This is a genomic window from Blastococcus sp. URHD0036, assembly GCF_000701365.1.
GTDB lineage: Bacteria > Actinomycetota > Actinomycetes > Mycobacteriales > Geodermatophilaceae > Trujillonella.
The window spans coordinates 358,686-379,944 of sequence record NZ_JNIK01000014.1 but is presented as its reverse complement, the minus strand read 5'-3'; the positions used below and the strand labels follow the sequence as shown (position 1 = coordinate 379,944).

General features: G+C 73.5%; 14 protein-coding genes. 6 read left to right on the top strand and 8 right to left on the bottom strand.

Annotated features, from left to right (window positions below):
* Positions 1 to 4 precede the first annotated feature (4 nt).
* Both uidA and N555_RS0113905 read right to left on the bottom strand, forming a co-directional pair.
* On the bottom strand, positions 5 to 1,795 hold the full coding sequence (gene uidA / locus N555_RS0113910) for a beta-glucuronidase (protein ID WP_029432101.1): 1,791 nt from the start codon (positions 1,793 to 1,795) through the stop codon (positions 5 to 7).
* Between the two features lie 41 nt (positions 1,796 to 1,836).
* On the bottom strand, positions 1,837 to 3,084 hold the full coding sequence (locus N555_RS0113905; protein ID WP_029432100.1) for a family 1 glycosylhydrolase: 1,248 nt from the start codon (positions 3,082 to 3,084) through the stop codon (positions 1,837 to 1,839).
* A gap of 134 nt (positions 3,085 to 3,218) precedes the next feature.
* Between N555_RS0113905 and N555_RS0113900 the strand changes: the two genes are divergently transcribed.
* On the top strand, positions 3,219 to 3,839 hold the full coding sequence (locus tag N555_RS0113900; RefSeq protein ID WP_034510430.1) for a TetR/AcrR family transcriptional regulator: 621 nt from the start codon (positions 3,219 to 3,221) through the stop codon (positions 3,837 to 3,839).
* Positions 3,836 to 4,825, top strand: a complete 990-nt coding sequence (locus N555_RS0113895) for a Gfo/Idh/MocA family protein (RefSeq protein WP_029432098.1) — start codon at positions 3,836 to 3,838, stop codon at positions 4,823 to 4,825. Before N555_RS0113900 ends, N555_RS0113895 begins: the two co-directional genes overlap by 4 nt.
* On the opposite strand, the gene N555_RS0113890 is transcribed toward N555_RS0113895, so the two are convergent.
* The 6 genes from N555_RS0113890 to N555_RS0113865 all read right to left on the bottom strand — a co-directional run bounded on the left by N555_RS0113890 (position 4,818) and on the right by N555_RS0113865 (position 13,466).
* Positions 4,818 to 6,287 (bottom strand): glycoside hydrolase family 43 protein, encoded by a 1,470-nt coding sequence (locus N555_RS0113890; protein ID WP_034510428.1) that lies wholly within the window; start codon positions 6,285 to 6,287, stop codon positions 4,818 to 4,820. The two genes, N555_RS0113895 and N555_RS0113890, sit on opposite strands and share 8 nt — an antisense overlap.
* A 5-nt stretch (positions 6,288 to 6,292) precedes the next feature.
* Positions 6,293 to 7,150, bottom strand: coding sequence for an ATP-binding cassette domain-containing protein (locus N555_RS0113885; protein WP_029432096.1), 858 nt, complete (start codon positions 7,148 to 7,150; stop codon positions 6,293 to 6,295).
* On the bottom strand, positions 7,150 to 8,964 hold the full coding sequence (locus tag N555_RS0113880) for a dipeptide/oligopeptide/nickel ABC transporter permease/ATP-binding protein (RefSeq protein WP_197029015.1): 1,815 nt from the start codon (positions 8,962 to 8,964) through the stop codon (positions 7,150 to 7,152). Before N555_RS0113880 ends, N555_RS0113885 begins: the two co-directional genes overlap by 1 nt.
* Positions 8,961 to 9,905, bottom strand: coding sequence for an ABC transporter permease (locus N555_RS0113875; RefSeq protein ID WP_029432094.1), 945 nt, complete (start codon positions 9,903 to 9,905; stop codon positions 8,961 to 8,963). The genes N555_RS0113880 and N555_RS0113875 overlap by 4 nt, the downstream gene beginning before the upstream one ends.
* A 70-nt stretch (positions 9,906 to 9,975) precedes the next feature.
* Positions 9,976 to 11,550: an ABC transporter substrate-binding protein gene (locus N555_RS0113870; RefSeq protein WP_029432093.1), complete on the bottom strand. Its 1,575-nt coding sequence runs from the start codon at positions 11,548 to 11,550 to the stop codon at positions 9,976 to 9,978.
* A 287-nt stretch (positions 11,551 to 11,837) separates the two neighbouring features.
* On the bottom strand, positions 11,838 to 13,466 hold the full coding sequence (locus N555_RS0113865; RefSeq protein ID WP_197029014.1) for a GH35 family beta-galactosidase: 1,629 nt from the start codon (positions 13,464 to 13,466) through the stop codon (positions 11,838 to 11,840).
* Positions 13,467 to 13,697: 231 nt separating this feature from the next.
* On the opposite strand from N555_RS0113865, the gene N555_RS0113860 reads away from it, so the two are divergent.
* The 4 genes from N555_RS0113860 to N555_RS0113845 are packed head-to-tail and all read left to right on the top strand — an operon-like array spanning position 13,698 to position 21,254.
* Entirely contained in the window at positions 13,698 to 14,465 is a 768-nt protein-coding gene (locus N555_RS0113860) for an SDR family NAD(P)-dependent oxidoreductase (protein WP_156036355.1), read from the top strand.
* A 40-nt stretch (positions 14,466 to 14,505) separates the two neighbouring features.
* Positions 14,506 to 17,757, top strand: a complete 3,252-nt coding sequence (locus N555_RS0113855) for a glycosyl hydrolase (RefSeq protein WP_029432090.1) — start codon at positions 14,506 to 14,508, stop codon at positions 17,755 to 17,757.
* 12 nt (positions 17,758 to 17,769) lie between these two features.
* A complete protein-coding gene (locus N555_RS0113850; protein ID WP_029432089.1) occupies positions 17,770 to 18,582 on the top strand; it encodes a sugar phosphate isomerase/epimerase family protein in 813 nt (270 codons plus the stop codon).
* Entirely contained in the window at positions 18,579 to 21,254 is a 2,676-nt protein-coding gene (locus N555_RS0113845; RefSeq protein ID WP_051684059.1) for an alpha-L-rhamnosidase, read from the top strand. Before N555_RS0113850 ends, N555_RS0113845 begins: the two co-directional genes overlap by 4 nt.
* Positions 21,255 to 21,259 lie beyond the last annotated feature (5 nt).

Here is a 21,259-nt window from a genome sequence, read left to right as displayed (position 1 = left end):
CGGGTCAGCCCGCGGTGCCGGGCTTGCGGTTCTGCAGCCCGCGCCACCGGCTGCGCAGCGTGTGCGCGGCGGTCTTCGGCTTGCGGTCCCGGGTGAACACGCCCTTCTTGTTCCCGTCCACGCGGTGGATGCCGTTCGACGTCTGGAAGTCGGCGAAGTTCCACACGTGCTCGCCGACGAAGGCCTCGACGCGGTCGAAGACCCGGTGGTTCATCTCCAGGTAGGACGCCTGGTACTCCTCCGACCACGGCTGGTCCCACACCGAGTGGAGGCCGGGCATGGTGTCGGCGCCGTACTCGGCCATCATGACCGGCTTGCCGAGAGCGGCCCAGGCCCGCAGGTCGCCCTCCAGGTACGTCTCGGCCGTGGCGAGGTCCCCGGTGGCGACGTACCAGCCGAAGTAGCGGTTGATCGAGAGGACGTCGAGCAGGTCCGCGATCAGGTCGTTGTCGGCCCGGGCGAACATCACCGCCGTCGAGGTGAGCGGGCGGGTGGGGTCCAGCTCGCGGGTGAGCCGGATGAGCGGCTCGAAGTACTCCCGCGCTCCCTCCTCGTTGGAGGAGGGCTCGTTGGCGATGCACCACATCACGACGCTGGGGTGGTTCTTGTCCCGGGCGATCAGCTCGCGCAGGTGCTGGGCGTGGGCGGCGCGGGTCTCGTCGTTGAAGGTCTCCGGCGAGAAGGTCGGCTCCGGGGCGAGGCCGGTGAGCCCACCCTGGACCGCGAGGTTGATGCCCACCGCGGCGGTCTCGTCGATCACGACGATCCCGTGCCGGTCGGCGAACTCCAGCACCTCCTCGGCGTACGGGTAGTGGGCGGTGCGGAAGGAGTTCGCGCCGATCCACTCCATGAGCTGGAAGTCGTGCACCAGGTAGGCGTCGTCGTGGCCCTTGCCCCGGACCGGGGTGTCCTCGTGCTTGCCGAACCCCGTGAAGTAGAACGGCTCGCCGTTAATCAGGAACTCGGTGCCGCGGACCTCCACGGTCCGGACGCCGAACGGCTCGGTGTAGCTGTCGACGACCGTGTCGCCGTCCAGCACCTCGACGACCAGGTCGTAGAGGTAGGCCGCACCCGGGCGCCACAGCGTCACGCCGTCGATCCGCAGGGTGCCCTCGGCCCCCGTGCCGGACCCGACCTCGGCGCCGGTCTCGTCGAGCGCCCGGACCCGCACGTCGGCGGCTGCGCTGGTGCGGACGGCGTAGTCGACGGTGCCCGCCGAGCCGTCCACGCCGGTCCGGATGGTGACGTCCTCGACGTGCGTGGCCGGGCGGCTGTACAGCCACACCGACCGGGCCAGCCCGGCGTAGTTGTAGAAGTCGTGCAGGTAGGTCTGCTTCCGCGTGCCGAACTGGTCCACGGTGATCTTGCCCGGCGGGATCGTCACGTTGGTCAGCTCGTTGCTGACGCCGACCGTGAGCCGGAACTCCTGCCCCGCGCTCACGACGTCGGTGATGTCCGCCTCGAAGGGCGTGTACCCGCCCACGTGCTCGGCGACCAGCCGGTCGTCGACGTACACGCGGCCGGCGTGGGTGGCCGCGTCGAAGCGCAGCAGCACCCGCTCGCCGTCCCAGCCGCGGGGGACGCGGACCTGGCGCTGGTACCAGGCCCAGCCGACGTGGTCGCGGATCGCCGGGTCGGTGAACAGGTCGTTGTAGCTGGCCGGCACGGGCGCCTCGAGCGGCGTCTCGAGGCGGCCGGTCCACGGCTCGTCCTGCACGCGGCCGGCGACGCCGAAGCGCCAGAGGCCGTCGAGGTTCACGAGCTCGCGGGTGGGGGTGGGACGGGGCTTCAGCACAGGGGTCTCTCTCCGGGTCGGTGTGGTCGCGGGTCGGGCGGTCAGTCGGGCAGGCCGCCGCGGCGGGCGACGTCCCCCAGCCAGCCGAGGCTGGGCTTCGGCTTCCGCTCGAAGGTCTGCCGGTCGACGGCGATGAGGCCGAAGGTCGGCTCCCAGTGGCCCCACTCGTAGTTGTCGAGCGCGGTCCAGTGCAGGTAGCCGCGGACGTCGATGCCGTCGTCGACCGCAGCGAGCAGGCCGCGCAGCGCCGCACCGGTGTAGGCGATCCGGCGCTCGTCGTCGGCGGTGGCGATGCCGTTCTCGGTGACCATGACCGGCACGCCGCCGGTGACCTCCCAGCTGTGCCGGATCGCCGTCTCCAGGGAGTCGGGACGGTAGGCGGTGCCGACGAGGGTGTTGTCCGGGTGCGGGGGGTGCGGGACCAGCCCGTTCTCGTCGACGCCCTGGCTGGAGTAGGACTGGACGCCGATGAAGTCGTCGCCGCGGGCGGCCTCCAAGTAGAGGTCCTCGCGGATGTAGCGGATCTCCTCGAGCTTCTGCTCGCCGCCCGGCAGCGCGTAGTAGGCGCCGTTGGCGACGGTCCAGCCGACGCCGGCGTCCGTGCGCTCGCGGACGATCTCGCGGGCCGCGGCGTGCACCTCGGCCAGCTTCCGGCCGATCTCGGGGTCCGGCGGCGGGAGGACCGAGGGCCGGCCCGCAGTCAGCTCCTCGGAGTCGCCGGCCGCGTCGCCCGCTGCGTCGGCCTCCACGGTGGGGCTCTGCCACTCCCCCAGGTCGCCGGACATGAACGCCCGCATCGCGGTGATCATCATCGCCAGCATGTTGGGCTCGTTGAGCGTGGCGACCCACGGGACGTCGCCCAGGATCGTGGTGGCCTCGCGGACGTAGGCGGTGAAGCGGTCGATCGCCTGCTCCCCCAGCCAGCCGCCCTCGTCGGCGAACCACTTCGGCAGCGTGAAGTGGTTGAGGGTCACCACCGGGGACAGCCTCAGCTCGAGCGCGGTGTCGATCATCCGGCGGTAGTGCGCCAGCTCGGCGCGGGAGAACGCGCCGGGCACGGGCTCGATGCGGGCCCACTCGATGCCGAAGCGGTAGGAGTTCAGCCCGGCCTCGGCCAGCAGGGTCATGTCCTCGCGGTAGCGGTGGTAGCTGTCGACCGCGTCGCCGCTGCGCTCCATGCCGGGCATGAAGCCCTCGCGGGCCCACCAGTCGCTGTTGACGTTGTTGCCCTCGATCTGGTGCGGGGCCGTGGCGGCGCCCCAGAGGAACCCGGGCCGGAGCTGCGTCATGTCGGAGTCGTCCTCGTTCTGGCTGGAGATCTCGATGCGGGGGGACGCACCGCGGGGCCACTGGCCCGCGTGGTCCAGGTCACGCTAGCATGAATCTCGAACCGCAATACGACATTCATTGGAGGAGGTCCCGGATGACTGCGCCCGCCGCCCGAGGGCCCTACGCGAAGTCCGCCGAGATCCGCAGCCGGATCGTCGCGGCGTGCGCGGACGCCCTCGGCGAGACCGGCTTCTACGGCATGACGATGAAGGACATCGCCCGCCGTGCCGGGCTCAGCTACACCGGCCTGCTGCACCACTACAGCCGCAAGGAGGACCTGCTGGTCGCCGTCCTGCAGCTGCGCTCCGACGAGAGCACCGAGCACCTCCGGTCGGCCGCCGCGCTCGACCCGGGTCAGCACCCGCTGGAGGCCCTGCGCGGCATGCTCGCCGTCCTCGACCGCAACGAGCAGCAGCCCGGCCTGGTCGAGCTGCACACGGTGCTCTCGGCCGAGGCGACCTCGCCGGACCACCCCGCGCACGACTACTACGTGGAGCGCTCCCGCGCCTTCCGCCGCTTCTTCCGCGACATCTTCGCCGCGCTCGCCGAGCGCGGCCTGCTCTCCTCCCCGATCGATCCGGAGACCCTCGCGACCATGACCGTGTCCTTGATCAACGGCGTCCAGACGCAGTGGCTGCTCGACCGGGAGTCGGTCGGCATGCCGGCCGCCATCCACGCCTTCCTCGGCGGGCTCGTGCCGGAGCTGGACCAGTGACCGTCCGGTTCGGCGTCCTCGGCGCGGCGAAGATCGTCAAGGGCGGGCTGCTCGACCCCGCCGCCGGGCTGGACGACGTCGAGGTGGTCGCCCTGGCCGCCCGCGACCGGAGCCGGGCCGAGGAGTACGCGGCCGAGAACGGCATCCCGCGGGTGCTGGACTCCTACGAGGCGGTGGTCGAGGACCCGGAGGTGACGGCCGTCTACGTCCCGACCCCGGCGGCGCTGCACGGGTACTGGACCCGGCGGGCGATCGAGGCCGGCAAGCACGTGCTCTGCGAGAAGCCGTTCACCGCCAACGCCGACGAGGCGGCCGGGATCGCCGACCGCGCCGACGGCAGCGGACTGGTGGTCATGGAGGCCATGCACTCGCGCTTCTCCCCGCGCTGGGAGCGCATGGCCGGCATCCTGCGGTCCGGCGTCCTCGGCGACGTCACGACGGCGGAGGCCACCTTCGTCACGCCGCACGCCGACCGCGCCGGCGACATCCGCTGGCAGCTGCCGCTCGGCGGCGGGGCGCTCATGGACCTCGGCGTCTACCCGGTGACCCTGCTGCGCCACCTCTTCGGCGAGCCCGAGGTGCGGTCGGCCACGGCGCAGGACGAGGCCGGCGTCGACGCCGCGATGACCGCCGAGCTCGCGTTCGCCGGCGGCGTCGAGGGGCGGGTCGTGGCGAGCATGGCCGAGGGCGCCGACTGGGGCGCCGACCTGCGGGTGACCGGGACGGCGGGCACGCTCGCCGTCCGCATGCCCTACCACCCCTACCTCTACGGCGAGCTCGTCCTCACCACGCCCGACGGCACGGAGACCGAGGGCCCCGAGGAGCGCACCACGTACTCGTACATGGTCGAGGCCTTCCGCGACTCCGTGCTGTCCGGCGCTCCCGTGGTCACCGGCGCCCGCGAGGCCACGGCGACGATGCGGGTGCTGGACGCGGTCTACCGCGCCGCGGGGATGGAGCCCCGGCAGCCGCTGCCCGTCAGCTGAGCGCGGCACCGCCGGTGTAGGTGACGCGGGACACGACCGCGTCGCCGCCCAGCGCCTCGACGCCGACCACCCGGCCGGTGAAGCCGCCGGCCACCTCCGTGGAGAGGTAGCGGCCGTCGACCGAGGCGAGCACGCGCACGTCCCCGTCCTCGACGACGCCGAGCTCCAGGCGGTCGGGGCCCTTGCGGAACCCCGGCTCCCCGGCGACGTCGACGGCGCGGACGGCCAGCGGCGCGTCCGCCGGCACGCCCGTCGTCCGCGCGAGGACCTGGTCCAGCGGCCCGACCACCATGCGCACGGCCACCGCGTCCCCGACCCGCTCCAGGCAGACCTGGTGGGCGTCGTCGAGGCGGACGACGAGCGCGGCGTCCCCGTGCGGGACCGTCGCCGTCGCCGTCCACTGCTCGTCCCGGCACCGGACGGCGAGCAGCCGCTCGGCCTCGCGGCTCTCCGGCGCCCGGCCGGCGGCCAGGCGCAGGCCGCCCTCGCCGGGCCGGGCGAAGCCGGTCGGGTCCACGCCTGGCGCGATCCACCGCGGGTGCAGGGCCGGTCCGGCGAAGTCGTCGACGAAGGAGGTCTCCGCGGGCGGCACCTCGAAGCGGTCCTCCACGACCACCGGCCAGTCGTCGACCCAGTCGATCCCGGCCAGGAAGGTCTCCCGGCCGTTCACGTGGTACTTCGGGAAGCTGCCCCGGGGCCGGACGCCGAGGTGGACCATCGCCCAGCTGCCGTCGGCCAGCTCCACCAGATCCGCGTGCCCGGTGCTCTGCACCGCCGAGCCCGTGCTGCGGTGGGACAGGACCGGGTTGGCCGGGCAGCTCTCGAAGGGGCCGGTCGGCGCCGGCGCCCGGGCCACCGACACGGCGTGCCCCGGGCCGGTACCGCCCTCGGCGACGACGAGGTACCACCACGCGCCCCGCCGGTGCAGGTGCGGGCCCTCCGGATGGGCGAGGCCGGTGCCCTCCCAGAGCGGGCGCGGCGGCGACGTCAGCTCGCCGGTGAACGGGTCGACGGTCGCCTGGGCGATCCCGCCGAAGGGGTCGGACCAGGTGAGGTGGCAGGTGCCGTCGTCGTCCCAGGCGAGGTCGGGGTCGACGCCGAGCGTGCCGGCGGTGAACACCGGGGTGCTCCAGGGCCCGGCCGGGTCCTCGGCGTGCACGATCAGGTGCCCGTCGACGATCTGGTCGATGTTCGTCGTCGCCAGCCAGAACCGGCCGCCGTGGTGCCGGATCGTCGGGGCGTAGATCCCGCCGTCGGCGCCGGCCTGGCCGGGCCGCACCCGCAGCTGGTCGGGCCGGTCGAGCACGCTGCCCACCTGCTCCCAGTGCACCAGGTCGCGGCTGGTGAACAGCGGCACCCCGGGGAAGTACTCGAAGCTCGACGTGACGAGGTAGTGGTCCTCCCCCACCCGGCAGATCGAGGGATCCGGGTGGAAGCCCGGGAGGACCGGGACGTCGCCCACCGCGGTCAGGCCGCGCCGGCCGGGGCTCCTGCCGCCTCGGCCTGTGCCCGGCGCTGCCGCTCCTCCCGGCGGGCTCGCTGGGCGACCGGGTCGGACACCGGGGCGGCCAGCAGCAGCTTCTGCGTGTAGGGGTGGTCGGGTGCCGAGGTCACCTTGTCGGCCGGACCGGTCTCCACCATGTCGCCGCGGTACAGCACGCTCACCCGGTGGCTGACGTGGCGGACCACGGCCAGGTCGTGCGAGATGAACATGTAGGCCACGCCGGTGCGGCGCTGGATGTCGATGAACAGGTCGAGCACCCGCGCCTGGGTGGACAGGTCCAGCGCCGAGACCGGCTCGTCGCAGACGATGAGCTTCGGCCCCGGGGCGAGCGCGCGGGCGATGGCGACCCGCTGGCGCTGACCGCCGCTGAACTCGCGGGGCAGCCGGCGCACGGCGTCCGAGGGCAGCCCGACCTGGTCCAGCAGGGTGCGCACGCGGGCACGGGCGTCCTTAGCGGTGGCACCGTGCATGACCAGCGGCTCGGTGAGGATGTCGCCGATCTCCATCGCCGGGTTCAGCGATGTGTAGGGGTCCTGGAAGACCACCTGGATCTCGCGGGCCAGCGCCCGGCGGGCCTTGGCCGGGGCCGCGGTGATGTCCTGCCCGGCGAAGGCGATCCGGCCGCCGCTCGGCTTGACCAGACCGAGGATGGCGCGGCCGATCGTCGTCTTGCCCGACCCGGACTCGCCGACCACGCCGACCGCCTCGCCGGAGGCGATGGACAGGTCCACGCCGTGGAGGACCTCGACCGGCTTGGCCCGGAAACCGCGGCCGGGGAAGGCGACCCGCAGGTCGCTGACCTCGAGCAGGGGTGTGGTCATCACGCGTCCGTCCCGAGCGGCACGGCGACGGCGGCGGGGCCGTCGGTCCGGACCGTCTCCTCGTCGAGGATGGCCCCCAGCAGCATCCGCGTGTACGGGTGCTGGGGAGCGGTGAAGATCTCCGTCGTCTCGCCGGTCTCGACGACCCGGCCCTCCTGCATCACCGCGATGCGGTCGCAGATGTCGGCGACCACACCGAAGTTGTGGGTGACGAGCAGGACGGCCATGCCGAGCTCGGACTGCAGGTCGCGCAGCAGGTCGAGGATCTCCGCCTGCACGGTCACGTCGAGCGCGGTGGTCGGCTCGTCGGCGATGAGGACCTTGGGCCGGCTGGCCACCGCACCCGCGATGAGCACCCGCTGGGCCATGCCGCCGGAGATCTGGTGCGGGTACGAGCGGAACGTGCGCTCGGGGTCGGGGATCCCGACGCGGGTCAGCAGTGCCATGACCCGCTCCCGGGCCTCCGCGCGGGAGACGTCGGTCGAGGCCCGGACGCCCTCGACCAGCTGGGCGCCGACGGTGAACGACGGGTTCAGGTTGGACATCGGCTCCTGCGGCACGTAGGCGATCGACCGTCCGCGCAGCGTCCGGAGCTCGCGCTCGCTCAACCCGAGGACCTCGCGGCCCTCCAGCCGGATCGACCCGCGGGTGACGACCGCCTCCGGGGGCAGCACGCCCAGGGTGGCGAAGGCCGTCTGCGTCTTGCCCGAGCCGGACTCGCCCACCAGGCCGAGCGTCTCCCCCGGGCCCAGCCGCAGGGACACGCCGTCCACGACCTCGCGCAGCTCGCCCGACGGGGTCGGGTAGGCGATCGCGAGGTCCTCGACGACCAGGACGGCGCCGGCGTCGTCGGCACCCGCCGGCGACGCGGAGCCGACGGCCGCACCCGGCGCGACCACCGGGGCGGCGATCTTGGCCGGCTTGCGGCGGGCGCCCTGCAGCGCGTCCCGCAACGAGTTGCCGAGGAGCACCAGGGCGGCGGTCAGGATCCCGAGCGCGAGGCTCGGCCAGACGAACTGCATCGGCTCCGAGTACAGGTTCTTGAAGCCCTCGGAGATCATCGCGCCGAAGCTGGGCACCTGGTTGTTGCCGACACCGAGGAAGGCCAGTCCGGACTGCACCGCGATGGCCGTGCCGAACATGAAGGCCGCCGCGATGATCACCGGGCCGCGCACCGCCATCAGGATGTGCCGGCCGAGGATGCGCCGGTCGGTGAGCCCCGAGACACGCGCGGCGTCGACGTAGAGCTCGTTCTTCACCCCGAGCACCTGGTTCCGGGTGATCCGGTAGACGCCCGGAGCGAGCAGGAAGCCGAAGATCAGCATCGTGAAGCGGTAGTCGCCCTTGGTGATCGGCATCAGGACGATCAGCAGGAGCAGGCCGGGGAAGGTCTGGATGAGGGCGAACACCCACTCGGTCCCCGACCGGAGCCGGGGCCCGTAGTACCCGCCGATGAGACCGAAGGTCACGCCCACCAGCAGGGCCACGCCGGCGCCGATCAGCCCCGAGACCAGGCTCGTGTTGATCGAGTGCAGCAGCCGGGACAGGATGTCGCGCCCGCTGCTGTCGGCGCCCAGGGGATGGCCGTCGGTGCCGAAGGGCGCGTTGTAGGCCTGCAGCGACGCCTCGTTCGGGCCGTGCGAGGCGATGACGTCGGCGAGCAGCCCGAGGACGACGTAGGCGACGAGGACGACGAGCGTGACGATCGCCTGCGGGTCCTGCAGCAACCGGCGCCACGGGGACCGGCGGCCCGGGCCGGGAGCCGGTGCCGGCTCCGGTGCGACCTCCGCGTCGAGCACTCCGACTTCGGTCACAGGACCCTCGCCTTCGGGTTGAGCCAGCCGTTGACCAGGTCGGTCAGCAGGTTCACGCCGACCACGAGCAGCGTGCCGAAGAGCGTGATCCCCATGATCACGGGGATGTCGCCCTGCAGGGACGAGGTGAACGCGAACTGGCCGTAGCCGGGCAGCGCGAACACGCTCTCGATGATCAGTGCGCCGCCGAGCATGGTGAGGAACTCCAGGGAGAGGACGGTGAGCGCCGGCCCCGCGGCGTTGCGCAGCACGTGCTTCAGCACGATGGACCGGGTGCCGATCCCGCGGGTGCGCAGCGTCCGGACGTAGTCCTTGTGCAGCTCGTCGATCATCGCGCCGCGGATCTGGGCGGAGAGGTTGGCGATGCCGCCGATGACCAGGGCGATGACCGGGATCGTGATGCTCTTGAGCCAGCCGACCGGGTCCTCCGACAGCGGCGTGTAGCCGGTCGCGGGCAGCCAGCCGAGCTTCACGGCGAAGATGTAGACGAACGCGATGGCGATCAGCAGCGACGGGACCAGGTGCCCGATGAGGGAGACCGACTGCACGATGCGGTCCACCGCCCCGCCGCGGTAGGCGGCCAGCACGCCGAGCGTCACGCTGACGACCACGCTGATGGCCAGCGCCACGAGCACGATCGACAGGGTCACCGCGAGCCGGGAGGCCACCGCGTCACCGACCGGCTGGCTGGTGAAGTACGAGATGCCGAAGTCCCCGTGGAGCACCCCGCCGAGCCAGTCCAGGTACTGGACGACGATCGGCCGGTCGAGCCCGAGATCGGTCTTCACCGCCGCGACCGCCTCCGGCGTCGCGCCCGTCGGGCCGAGCTTGCTGACGACGATGTCGTCGAACGACGGGCTCAGCAGCAGGTAGGTGATGAAGGTGACCAGGACCGCGAGGACCAGGCCGATGGCCAGGCGCCGCAGCACGTAGAGGGTCATCGCAGCTTCCTTCGACAGGGGGACCGGGTCCCGGGCGGCGGGTCGGGTCCGCCGCCCGGGACCGGCGGAACTAGGAGGAGACGCCGAACGCCCGGATGGTGCTGAAGACGTTGGCACCGTTCTGCAGGTACTCGACACCGTCGGCGGTGGCCCACCGGGTGCCGACGTAGGCGATCGGTGCGTCGAGCGCCTCCTCCACGGCGATGGTGCCGATCTGCTGGTACGCGTCGCGCTGCTGGTCCTCGTCGGTCGTGGACGCAGCGTCCGCGAGCAACCCCTCGATCTCGGAGAAGTCGGTGTGGAAGGGGTTGATCGTGGCGTCGGTCGTGTAGTGGCCCTGTACCTGCCGGGGTGCGGGGTCCAGGCCCTCGAACCAGAACGCCGCCGGGTACTTGCCCGACTGGATCGAGGCCAGGTTGCTCTGCGGGGGCTGGGGCTCCCACGTGACGTCGATGCCGATGTCACCCAGCGCCTGGGTCACCGTGGGCTCGAACGTCGTGGAGAAGACCGTGCTCGGCAGGGTCATCGAGAAGCCGTCCGCGTAGCCCGCCTCGGCCATGAGGTCGCGGGCGCGGTCCGGGTCGAAGTCGTAGGTGCCCGCGAGGTCCTCGACGTAGGCCGGCCCCTGCGGGCTGAAGAACTGCTCGGTGGGCTGGGCGTTGCCCTGCAGGAGGGCGGTGCTGAAGCCCTCCCGGTCCAGGGCCAGGTTGATCGCCTGGCGCACCCGCACGTCGGCCATCGCCGGCACGATCGCCCCGTCGCGGTCCAGCAGCAGCAGCGTGGCGCTCGCCGTGGGGATCAGGTCGCTGACGGTGAAGCCGGCCCCGGAGGCCTGCTGCTCCTGGTCGGGGTTGATCCGGCCGGCGTCCAGCTGGCCGCCCAGCAGGGCGTTGAACTGGGCCGTGGCGTCGGCGATCACCCGGACGGTGACCGTCTCGAACGGGTAGGCGTCGACGTTCCAGTAGTCGTCGCGGCGCTTCAGCACGTACGTCGAGCCGACGGAGGTGGCGGCGTCGTCGAGCTCGTAGGCGCCCGAGCCCACCGGGTCCAACGCGGTCTCGGGAGCGTCGAAGGTGGCCGGGTCACCGATGACGCCGGCGCCGGTGGCGAGCGCGATCAGCAGGCCGGCGTCGGGTGCGTCGAGGCCGATGACGACGGTCCGGTCGTCGGGCGCCTCGACCGAGGTCACCGACTCCAGCCGCGACTGCAGCGGGCCGGCGGTCGTGCGGGTGCGCTCCAGCGTCGCCCGCGCGGCCTCGGCGGTCACCGGGTCGCCGGTGGTGAAGGTCATCCCCTCGCGCAGCGTGAGCGTCAGGGTCTTGAGGTCCTCGGAGTACTCCCAGCTCTCGGCCGCGTTCGGCTGGACCTGGCCGTCGTTGTCCAGGTACAGCAGGGTGTCGAAGATCGAGCCCCAGATGTAGCCCTGCTGCCCCTCCTGGAGCAGCGACGGGTCCAGGGACGCCGGCTGGGCCTGGATGGACAGGGCGATGGTGGCATCGCTGGCCCCCGTGCCGCCGTCGCTCGAGGAGCCGCCGGACGAGTCCGACCCTCCGGTGCAGGCCGCTGTCGCCAGGACCGCCGAAGCCCCCAGGACCGCGGTGAGGCGCCGCGACAGCTGTCGCCGGCGCGAGGACTGGGTGAGCAATGGACCACTCCCTTGTGATGCCCGTGTGGTGGGTCCGCGTGGACCGGGATCCGGGGACTGCGCGCTGCCGTGGGCTGGGGCCGCGCGGATGCAGGTCCTCCGACGTGCATGAGGGAAGCAGCCTGGCAACACGCACGACATCGGTTGCCACGAGTTGCCGTCGTTGTAGCCCCGGTCACAGCGGGGACGAGCGGATGGCCCCGGCGGCGGTCCGGGCCACGCCGTGCCGGTACGTCTGGGACAGCGGGCGGCGGCCGCCACCGGTCCGGCCCCCGGGGGCGTGCCGGTCACGATCGACGGGGGCGTCGGAGGAGCTCGATCCGGACCGTCCGGATCCCGTCCCTGGGGAACATGAAGTAGCGCTCGTCCCCGTTCAGCACCCGCCCCGGCGTCCACTCCCCGTCCCGGTAGGTGCCCTCGGTCAGCCGGTCGAGCTCGACGACGGCGTCCGGCCGGGAGAACCGGACCCAGGCGCCACGGGCGACGACGAGGAACTCGTCCGGCGCCGTGTGGATGAGCAGGCCGTAGCCCGTCAGGGGCTCGGCCGCCGACCCGGTTCCCTCCCCGAACATGCCCCGGGTGTCGAGCGGTCCGGAGATCGTCAGGTCGTAGCCGCCGAAGGAGACCCGCTCCTCCTGGCCGGACTCGACGGAGAAGCCGTGGATCGCGCCGGACTCCTGCGCCTGGGCGATGATCCCGTGCATCCCCCGGATCGCGGCGTAGGCGTCGAAGAGCTCGTGGCCGTCGGGCAGGTCCTCGACGCCGAAGGGGTGGAATCCGATGCCCCGGAAGCGGCCGAGGGTGAGGAAGAGGAGCCCGGCTTCCGGCCGTGCCTCGGGGACGAAGACCGCGTTGCCGGCGACGGCGTAGCCGCTCGCCGCGCCGGCGAAGTCGTCGACGTAGATGTCCGGGGAGAGGAACGCGAGCCGGGGCGCACCGATCTGCCAGACGTCGATCATGCGGGACACCGGCCCGCCGCTGGGGTACTGGCCGGGTTCGGGTGCGTTCGGCTGCGGACCGAGCCACGCATTGGTGTACATCGGGAGCGGGTGCTCGGCCATGCCCGCCTCGGCGACCCGCCCGACGAAGCGGCTGAACGCCCAGCTCATGAACACCTCCTCGGCATCGCGCCCCTCTCCGAAGACCTCCGCCCAGGTGCCCTGCGTCCGCGAGCCGTGGCGGGCCCACAGGTCCGCGACCCAGGGGTGGAGGTGGCCGGCCCGTGCTGCCAGACCGGAGAGCAGCTCGACGGGCACGGGCGCCGCCCACGCCGCCTCGGCCAGGGGGCTGCGGTCGCGGCTGTCACCCAGCAGTCCGACCTCGTTCTGCACCTGCACCGCGATCACCGTGTGCCCGGGATCGATCTCGCGCAGGTGACGCAGGAGAGCGGCGAACGCACGGGCATCGGCCTCGAGCAGCTCCTCGGCGAACACGCTGAGGGCGGGCCCGTCGATCGTGAAGCGACCGGTGAGGAGCCGCTCGGGGTCGCGTTCGGCTCGGGGGAAACGCTCCTCGTCCCGGCGCACCCACGTGGGTGCATAGGCAGAATCGGCGTTCTTGTACGAGCCGAACCAGATGAGGACGAGTCGCATCCCCCTGCTGCGGGCCTGCTCGACCTGATCGTCGACGGCGGTGAAGTCGAACGTCCCCTCCTCCGGCTCGACGAGCTGCCAGCTGGCAGCTCCGATCACGGAGGGGACCCCGTTGCGCTCGAGCCGGTCCCAGATGGGCGCCATGTACGCCGGACTCGAGGGACTCGAGTTGTGCAGCTCCCCGCCCACCGAGAGGTACGGGGCGCCGTCGACCAGCAGGTGCCACGTCTGCCCCGCCCGCACGAGGCGGGGGATCCCCGGGCCCTGGGGTTCGCCGAGGGAGGGCTCGGGCTCCCTGTCGGTACCGTCCGCCGGCAACGTCATCGCGACCTCGTCTCTGCCTGTGGTCTCGTCGTCGGTCCTGTCGACCCGCCGTACGGCGGAGCCGGGTCGCCGTCGTGCCAGCCCCCGGAGGACGCCGTCGACGACGGGTTGCCGCGTGTTGCCGTGATCGTCGGCCGGGACCGGGCGCCCGTGATCGCGTCCTCGCGATCCGGCCGCCCAGGTCGTACGGTGACGCGACTTTAAGTCAGAAGCCTCAGGATGGAGACAGACGTGTTGGACTACGACGTCGCCGCGATCGTCACCGGCGGGGCCTCCGGCCTCGGCGAGGCCACCGTGCGCGCACTGGCCGCCCGCGGCACGGCCGTCTCGATCCTCGACCTCGACGAGGCCCGCGGTGCGGCCCTGGCTGCCGAGCTCGGCGGTGCGACCACCTTCGTCCGCACCGACGTCACCGACGAGGCCTCCGTCCGGGCCGCCGTGGACGAGGCGACGAGCAAGGGCCGGCCCCTGCGGATCGCGGTGAGCTCGGCCGGGATCGCGAACGTGGAGAACATCGTCGGGGCCGACGGCGCCGCGCACGGGGTCGACCTCTGGCAGCGGACCCTCGCCGTCAACCTGACCGGCACCTTCAACGTCCTCCGCCTCGCGTCGGCCGCCATGGCCGCCACCGAGCCGGGCGAGGACGGCGCACGGGGCGTGGTCCTCAACGTCGCCTCCATCGCCGCCTACGACGGGGCCGCGGGCCAGCTCGCCTACGCGGCGTCCAAGGGCGGCGTCGTCGCCATGACCCTGCCCGCCGCCCGCGACCTCGCCGCGGTCGGGATCCGGGTCTGCGCGATCGCGCCCGGCCTCATCGAGACGCCCATCATGGGTGCCGCCCCGTCCGAGATGCTGCAGGAGTGGGCGGCGCAGGTGAACCCCTTCCCCAAGCGCCTGGGGCGGGCCGAGGAGTTCGCACAGCTGGCCCTGGCCGTCGTCGACAACCCCTATCTGAACGGCGAGGTCATCCGGCTGGACGGCGCATCGCGCCCGAGCTGACGCCCCTCCCCCTCCCCGCCCGGGCGACAGGAGCACGACCATGACGGCAGCGCCGCCGGACCCGTCCCGACCGCAGCTGACCCCGGAGACCTTCGCCGAGCCGCCGGTCGGGGTGCGGCCGCTCTACCGCTGGTGGCTGCCGCTGGCGTACACCGAGGACGACGTCCTGCGCGAGCAGCTGCAGCAGCTGGCCGACGCCGGGGCGGGTGGGGTCGAGGTGTCCCCGTTCGTCGTCGCCGGCGCGGGCCACCAGTCCAACGACTTCCTCGCCGAGCACGGGTGGGGCACGCCGCTGTGGGCGCACCGGATGGAGGTCGTCATCGAGGCGGCGGCCGCCCTCGGGCTGTCGGTGGACCAGAACCTCGGCCCGCAGTACCCGCCGACGGTGCCGACGCTCTGCAGCTTCAACCAGCCCGAGGCCGAGCAGCAGTTGCTGAACGGCTGCGAGTCCGCGGCGCCGGGCAGCACCCGCAGCGGCCCGCTCCCCGCGGTCGACCCGCCCTCGGTCACGACCGCCCTGCGCGCCCCGGCGGCGGCCGGCGACCGGACCCTCGCCGTCGACGACCTGGGCGGGTTCGCCGCCGGCGACACCGTGACCGTCGGCGAGGGGGCCACGGCGGAGCAGGTCACCGTCACGGGGCTCGGCGACCGCACCGCCGTCCCCGGCGTCCTCTCCGTCTCCCCCCTCGTGAAGTCGCACGACACGGGCGAACCGGTCGTCGACGTCGCCCGGACGACGCGGGTCCGCACGCTCGTCGCCCAGTACGCCGAGCCCTCCCCCGCGGACGGCGGGCCGGTCGTCCTGGACCCGGCCTCGGTACGGGACGTCACGGACCTCGTGGTGGACGGCGGGCTGACGCACACCTTCCCGGCCGGGAACGGCAACCCGTGGGTGCTCCTGGACCTGGTCCGCACCGCCTCGGGCCTCGTCGCCCAGCGGAACGGGTTCACCGCCACGCAGCCCAACTACGTCGTCGACCACTGGAGCGAGGCCGGCGTCGGCATCCAGACCGACTTCTGGGACGAGCACGTGCTCACCGACGCCGTCCGCGCGGGACTGCGGCGGATCGGGCGCGGCGCGGTGTTCGAGGACTCCCTGGAGCTCGGCGAGAGCCAGAAGTGGCCGGCGGACCTGCTGGAGCAGTTCACCGCCCGCCGCGGCTACGACCCCACGCCGTACCTGCCCGCGCTCCTCGGCACCGGCATCCACGCCACCGCGGAGCCGGCGTTCGAGCTGCCCGGGATCGGCCCGCGGGTCCGGGAGGACTACCGGCAGACCCTCAGCGAGCTCTACGTCGAGCGCTACGTCGTCCCGATGCAGGCCTGGGCGCAGTCCCACGGACTGCAGTTCCGCGCCCAGGTGTACGGGCCGCCGCTGGCCTCGGGGGTCGCCGCGGCGGCCGCCGGCATCCCCGAGGGCGAGTCGCTGGACTTCGGCAGCCCCAACCCGTTCGGCGCCGAGCAGGACCACCGCGTCCTCTCCGCCGGCGCGCACCTCGGCGGCCGGCCGATCGTCTCCGCCGAGCTGGCGGCCAACTTCTTCGGCGCCTACCGGTCGACCGTGGCCGGCCCGAACGTGCCCGGCGGCTGGGCCGAGGGGGGCGACGGGTCCTCCCTCGGCGGGAAGTACGCGCAGGGCCTGCTCGACAGCGTGCACAAGGCGTTCGCCGGCGGCGTCAACCAGGTGGTCTGGCATGGCTTCCCCTACCGCGACGCACCCGAGGCTGAGGAGGGCTCGAACGGCCGGGGCGGCGCGTGGCCGGGCTACCACCCGTGGGACATCTTCGGCGTCCTCAACGCCGGGGAGTACTTCGGCCCGCGGCAGCCCGGCTGGCCGGACGTGCGCGCGGTCAACGACAGCCTCGCCCGGAAGCAGCTGGTGCTGCGGCAGGGCCGCGCGGTCCTCGACCTCGGCGTCTACTACGAGGACCTCGGCCTGGCCGGGCAGGCCGTCAGCGACCAGCAGGAGCCGCGGCACATGCTGGGCACCGACTCCGCCACCTCCGCCGCGGGCTACACCTACGAGTACGTCGCGCCGGCCTTCCTGGACGGCGTCACGGTCGAGCCCGACGGCGGGCTGTTCGCCGACCGGTCCGGCCACGCGGCGCTCGTGCTGAACGAGCAGCGCACGATGGACTGCGCGCACGCCGACCGGCTGCTCGACCTGGCTCGTCAGGGGCTGCGGCTGTTCGTCGTCGGCGAGCCGCCCTCCCGCGGGACCGGCCACGACGCCGCCGACCCGGACGACAGCCGGCTCCGGACCACCGTCGCCGCGCTGCTCGACGAGCCGACCGTGATCCGGGTCGCCACCGAGGCCGAGCTGCCCGGCGCCCTGGCCGCGGTGGGCATCTCCCCGCGGGTCGCCCCGTCCGAGCCGACGCCGGCCCTGGGACTGGTGCGCCGCGAGGCCGACGGCGTGGTCTACGACGTCGTCTACAACCGGTCGGCCGACGTGTACGCGGGCGAGCTCTCGCTGACCGGCGACGGCGTCCCCCACCTGCTCGACACCTGGACGGGGCGGATCTCGCCGATCGGGCGGTACGCCCGGGACGGTGGCCGGGTCACGCTCCCGGTGCGGATCGCGCCGTACGACACGGTGGTGATCGCCCTCGCGCCCGGCGCGGCGGGCCTCTCCCCCGCTCCGCGGGTGCACGCCGTCGCCGCCGACGCCGAGGTCCTCGTCGACGACGCGGGCCGGCTGCTCCTGCGCGCTCCGGCGGACGGCGAGCACCGGGCACGACTGAGCGACGGCACGGAACGGACCGTCCGGACCGAGGGGCTGGCGCCGCCCCGGCACCTCACCGACTGGACGCTGCGGGCGCAGAGCTGGACCGCCGGCGACGAGCAGTGGACCAGCCGGAAGACCGATCACGAACCGTTCCCCGTGGCCGCCGACGACGACGGCCGGCTGCCCTCCTGGCTGGAGACCACCGCGCCGGTGGACCTCAGCCGCGCCTCGGGCGTCGGCACGTACACCACGACGGTGGAACTCCCGGCGTCCTGGGGGGACGACGACGGCGCCTGGCTCGACCTCGGCGACGCCGTCGACACGGTGCAGGTGACCGTGAACGGCACCGCGGTCGTCGTGGACCAGTCCGACCGGGGCCGCATCGACCTCGGCCGGCTGCTCGTCCCCGGCACGAACACGCTCACCGTCCGGGTGGCCACCACGATGTTCAACGCCGTCCGGGCCGGCGGGAACCCGAACTACGCCACGCCCGACTGGCAGCGGACCGGCCTGATGGGCCCGGTCGTCCTCGCGCCGTACCGCGACATCCCGATCGCCCTCTAGGAGCGCGCGACCATGCCCCGTCTCTCGGTGCAGCTCTACAGCGTGCGCGAGGAACTCGCCGACCTCGACGGCACCCTCGCCCGTCTCGCCGCTCTCGGCGTCGACACCGTCGAGCCGTTCTCGGTGTACGACCGCACCCTCGAGCTCCCCGCCGCCCTCGCCCGCCACGGGATGACCGCGCCGACCGGGCACGGCCCGTTCCTGTCCGACGAGATCGAGTACGAGGGCCGGATGGTGCCGCTGCCGCCGCTGGAGGTCACGCTCGACGCCGCACGCCACATCGGCGTCGAGGTGCTGATCGACCCCGTCGTCCCGGCGCAGCGGTGGCAGACGGCCGACGACGTGGCACGCACGGCGGACCGGCTCAACGCGGCCGCCGACCGCGCGGCCGAGCGGGGCATGCGGGTCGGCCACCACAACCACACGTTCGAGTTCTCCCGCCGGTTCGGCGACCGGACCGCCTACGAGCACTTCGTCGCGCTGCTCGACCCCCGCGTCGTCCTCGAGCTCGACGTCTTCTGGGCCGCCACGGCGGGTGAGGACGTGCCCGCGCTGCTGCACCGCCTGGGCGACCGCGTGCACGCCCTGCACCTGAAGGACGGCGCCGTCGGGCCCGATCCCTTCGCCGCCGGCACCGCCTACGACCCGGAGGCGCTGGACCTGCGGCCGCTCGGCGACGGCGAGCTCGACCTCGCCGGCATCCTCGCCGCGGCGCCGGCCGTCGCGTTCGACGTCCTGGAGTTCGACTCCGTGGACGGCGACGTCTTCGCCGCTCTCGAGGCGTCGATCGGGTACCTCGGGTCCCACGACCGGAGGACGGCATGACACCGGCCGCCCCCGTCGACCTGCGGACCGACACGCGGGTGGATCCCCGCGGGATCGGCTCGGCCCGTCCGGAGTTCGCCTGGCGCCTGCCTCCGGGCAGCGAGGCACAGGTCGCCTACGCCGTGCAGGTGTCCCCGGGCGACGAGGGCGAGGACGAGCTGGCCTGGGAGAGCGGCCGGGTCGAGTCGGGCGAGCCGTTCGGCGTGCGGTACGCCGGGTCGCCGCTGGCGTCCGGCCGCTCCTACCGGTGGCGGGTGCGGGTCTGGACCGACCCCGCCGGCGAGCCGGGGCCGTGGGGCGAGGGCCGGTTCGAGACCGGACTGCTGGACGACGCGCAGTGGCAGGCCCACTGGGTCACCGGGCCGGCTCCGACGGGACCCGACGACGTCCAATCGCTGTACCTGCGGGGCGACGTGCAGGTCCCGGCGCCGGTCGTGCGGGCCCGGGCGTACGTCTCCGCGCTCGGCTGGTACCGCTTCCTCGTCAACGGGACCGACCTGACCGGGCCGGCCCTCGTCCCCCGGTGGACCCCGTTCGACGAGTACGTGGAGTACCAGACGTACGACGTGACGGACGCGCTGCGGACCGGCGGCAACGTGCTGGGCATGGTCGTCGCCGAGGGTCGCTTCCGGGGGCGCAACGGCGTGGGGAACCGGCCGGCGGTGTACGGCGACCGGCTGGCCGGACTCGTCCAGCTGGAGGTCGACCTCGCCGACGGCAGCTCGCTCACCGTCGGATCGGACGGCTCCTGGCTGGCGGGTGCGGGGCGCATCCTGACCAGCGACCCGAAGCTCGGCGAGCGCGTCGACCTGCGCGTCCCCGACGCGGACTGGTCGACCACATCCGTCGCGCCGGCGCGGTTCGCCGCCGCCGAGGTCCTGCCCGGGGAGCGCCGGCTGGTCGCCGAGGAGGTCGGGCGGGTCACCGAGGTCGGCCGGTTGCCGGCGGTCTCGGTGAGCCGTGCGCCGTCGGGCGCCCAGGTCGTGGACCTCGGGCAGAACGTCGCCGGGGTCGTCCGCATCCGCCTCCGCGGGCCCGCCGGGACGACCGTCGGACTCCTGCACAGCGAGCTGCTGCGGCCCGACGGCGAGCTCGACCTCGACTACCTCGCCAACGAGATGGTCGAGGCCCGGCCGCAGCGGGACGAGGTGGTGCTCGACGGCACCGACACCTGGTGGTCCCCGTGGTTCACGATCCACGGCTTCCGCTACGTCGCCGTCGACGGCCTCCCGGACCCGCTGGACCCGGCCGACGTCGAGGGCGTCGTCCTGTCCACCGACATGCCGTGGACCGGGGAGTTCGACTGCTCGGACCCCCGCCTGACCCGGCTGCGCGCGAACGTCGGCTGGTCGCTGCGGTCCAACTTCGTCGACACGGCCACCGACTGCCCCACGCGGGAGCGCTCGGGCTGGACCGGCGACATCCAGGTCTTCGGCCCCACCGCCACCACGTTCGTCGACGCCCAGGCCTACCTGCGGCGCTACCTGCGCAACGTCGCCGCCGAGCAGCTGCCCGACGGCCGGGTGCCGGTCGTCGTCCCGGCCGAGGCGTCGCGGTTCTCCGGGGGCCTGGAGGACATGTGGGCGGGCATGGCCACCTCGGTCGGGTGGGGCGACGTGACCGTCCTGCTCCCGTGGACCCTGTACCGCTACTACGGCGACCGCACGGTCCTGCGGCGGCAGTACCCCTCGATGACCGCGTGGGTCGACCAGCTGGCCCGCCGGGCCCGGAACGAGCAGGACCTCGCGCGGGGAGCCGTCACCGGGCGGCCGGACGTCGACCGCTTCGTGCTGGACACCGGCTTCCACTACGGCGAGTGGCTGCGGCCCGGCGAGGACCCGATCGCGTCCGTGACCGACGCCCACCGGCACGGCCCGGTCATCGCGACGGCCTGTCTGGAGCACTCGGCGCGGCTGCTGTCGAGGATCGCCGGCATCCTCGGGGAGGACGCCGACGCGGAGCGCTACGGCGAGCTGGCGGATGCCGTCCGCAGCGCGTGGCGGGAGGTCTTCCTCGCCGCCGACGGCCGGATCGGCACCGACCGGCAGGACGACTACGTCCGCGCCCTGGCCTTCGACCTGCTCGAGCCCGCGGAGCGGCCGGCCGCGGTGGACCGCCTCGTGTCCCTCGTCGAGGAGGCCGGCGACCACCTCGGGACCGGCTTCCTGTCCACGCCGATGCTGCTGCCCGTGCTCGTCGACGGCGGCCGCCCCGACGTCGCCTGGCGGCTCCTCCTGCAGACGACCAGTCCCTCCTGGCTGTACCAGGTCGAACGGGGGGCCACCACGGTGTGGGAGACCTGGGAGGGCCACACCCCCACCGGCGAGGCCACGGACAGCCACAACCACTACGCGTTCGGCACGGTCGCGCGGTTCCTCACCGAGCACGTCGCCGGGATCGCCCCCGCCGAGCCGGGGTTCGGTGTCCTCGACGTCCGGCCCCTGGTCGGGGGCGGCCTCACCTGGGCACGCGCCGGCATCCAGACCCCGTACGGCCGGGCGGCGAGCAGCTGGCGCCTCGACGGCGACGAGGTCGCCCTCGAGGTCACCGTGCCGCCGGGCACCACCGCCCGGGTGGACCTCGGGGACGGCGCCCCCGTGACCCTCGCGGGCGGGACCCACGTCCTGCGCCGCCCGATCCCGCAGACCGCTCCGACCCGGAGGTCCCCGTGACGTCG

Excerpts from the sequence above, each read along its gene's own strand:
- N555_RS0113900 (WP_034510430.1), top strand. The coding sequence starts at position 3,219 with ATGACTGCGCCCGCCGCCCGAGGGCCCTACGCGAAGTCCGCCGAGATC.
- N555_RS0113885 (WP_029432096.1), bottom strand. The coding sequence starts at position 7,150 with ATGACCACACCCCTGCTCGAGGTCAGCGACCTGCGGGTCGCCTTCCCC.
- N555_RS0113855 (WP_029432090.1), top strand. The coding sequence starts at position 14,506 with ATGACGGCAGCGCCGCCGGACCCGTCCCGACCGCAGCTGACCCCGGAG.
- N555_RS0113905 (WP_029432100.1), bottom strand. The coding sequence starts at position 3,084 with ATGACGCAGCTCCGGCCCGGGTTCCTCTGGGGCGCCGCCACGGCCCCG.
- N555_RS0113865 (WP_197029014.1), bottom strand. The coding sequence starts at position 13,466 with ATGACGTTGCCGGCGGACGGTACCGACAGGGAGCCCGAGCCCTCCCTC.
- N555_RS0113845 (WP_051684059.1), top strand. The coding sequence starts at position 18,579 with ATGACACCGGCCGCCCCCGTCGACCTGCGGACCGACACGCGGGTGGAT.
- N555_RS0113875 (WP_029432094.1), bottom strand. The coding sequence starts at position 9,905 with ATGACCCTCTACGTGCTGCGGCGCCTGGCCATCGGCCTGGTCCTCGCG.
- N555_RS0113850 (WP_029432089.1), top strand. The coding sequence starts at position 17,770 with ATGCCCCGTCTCTCGGTGCAGCTCTACAGCGTGCGCGAGGAACTCGCC.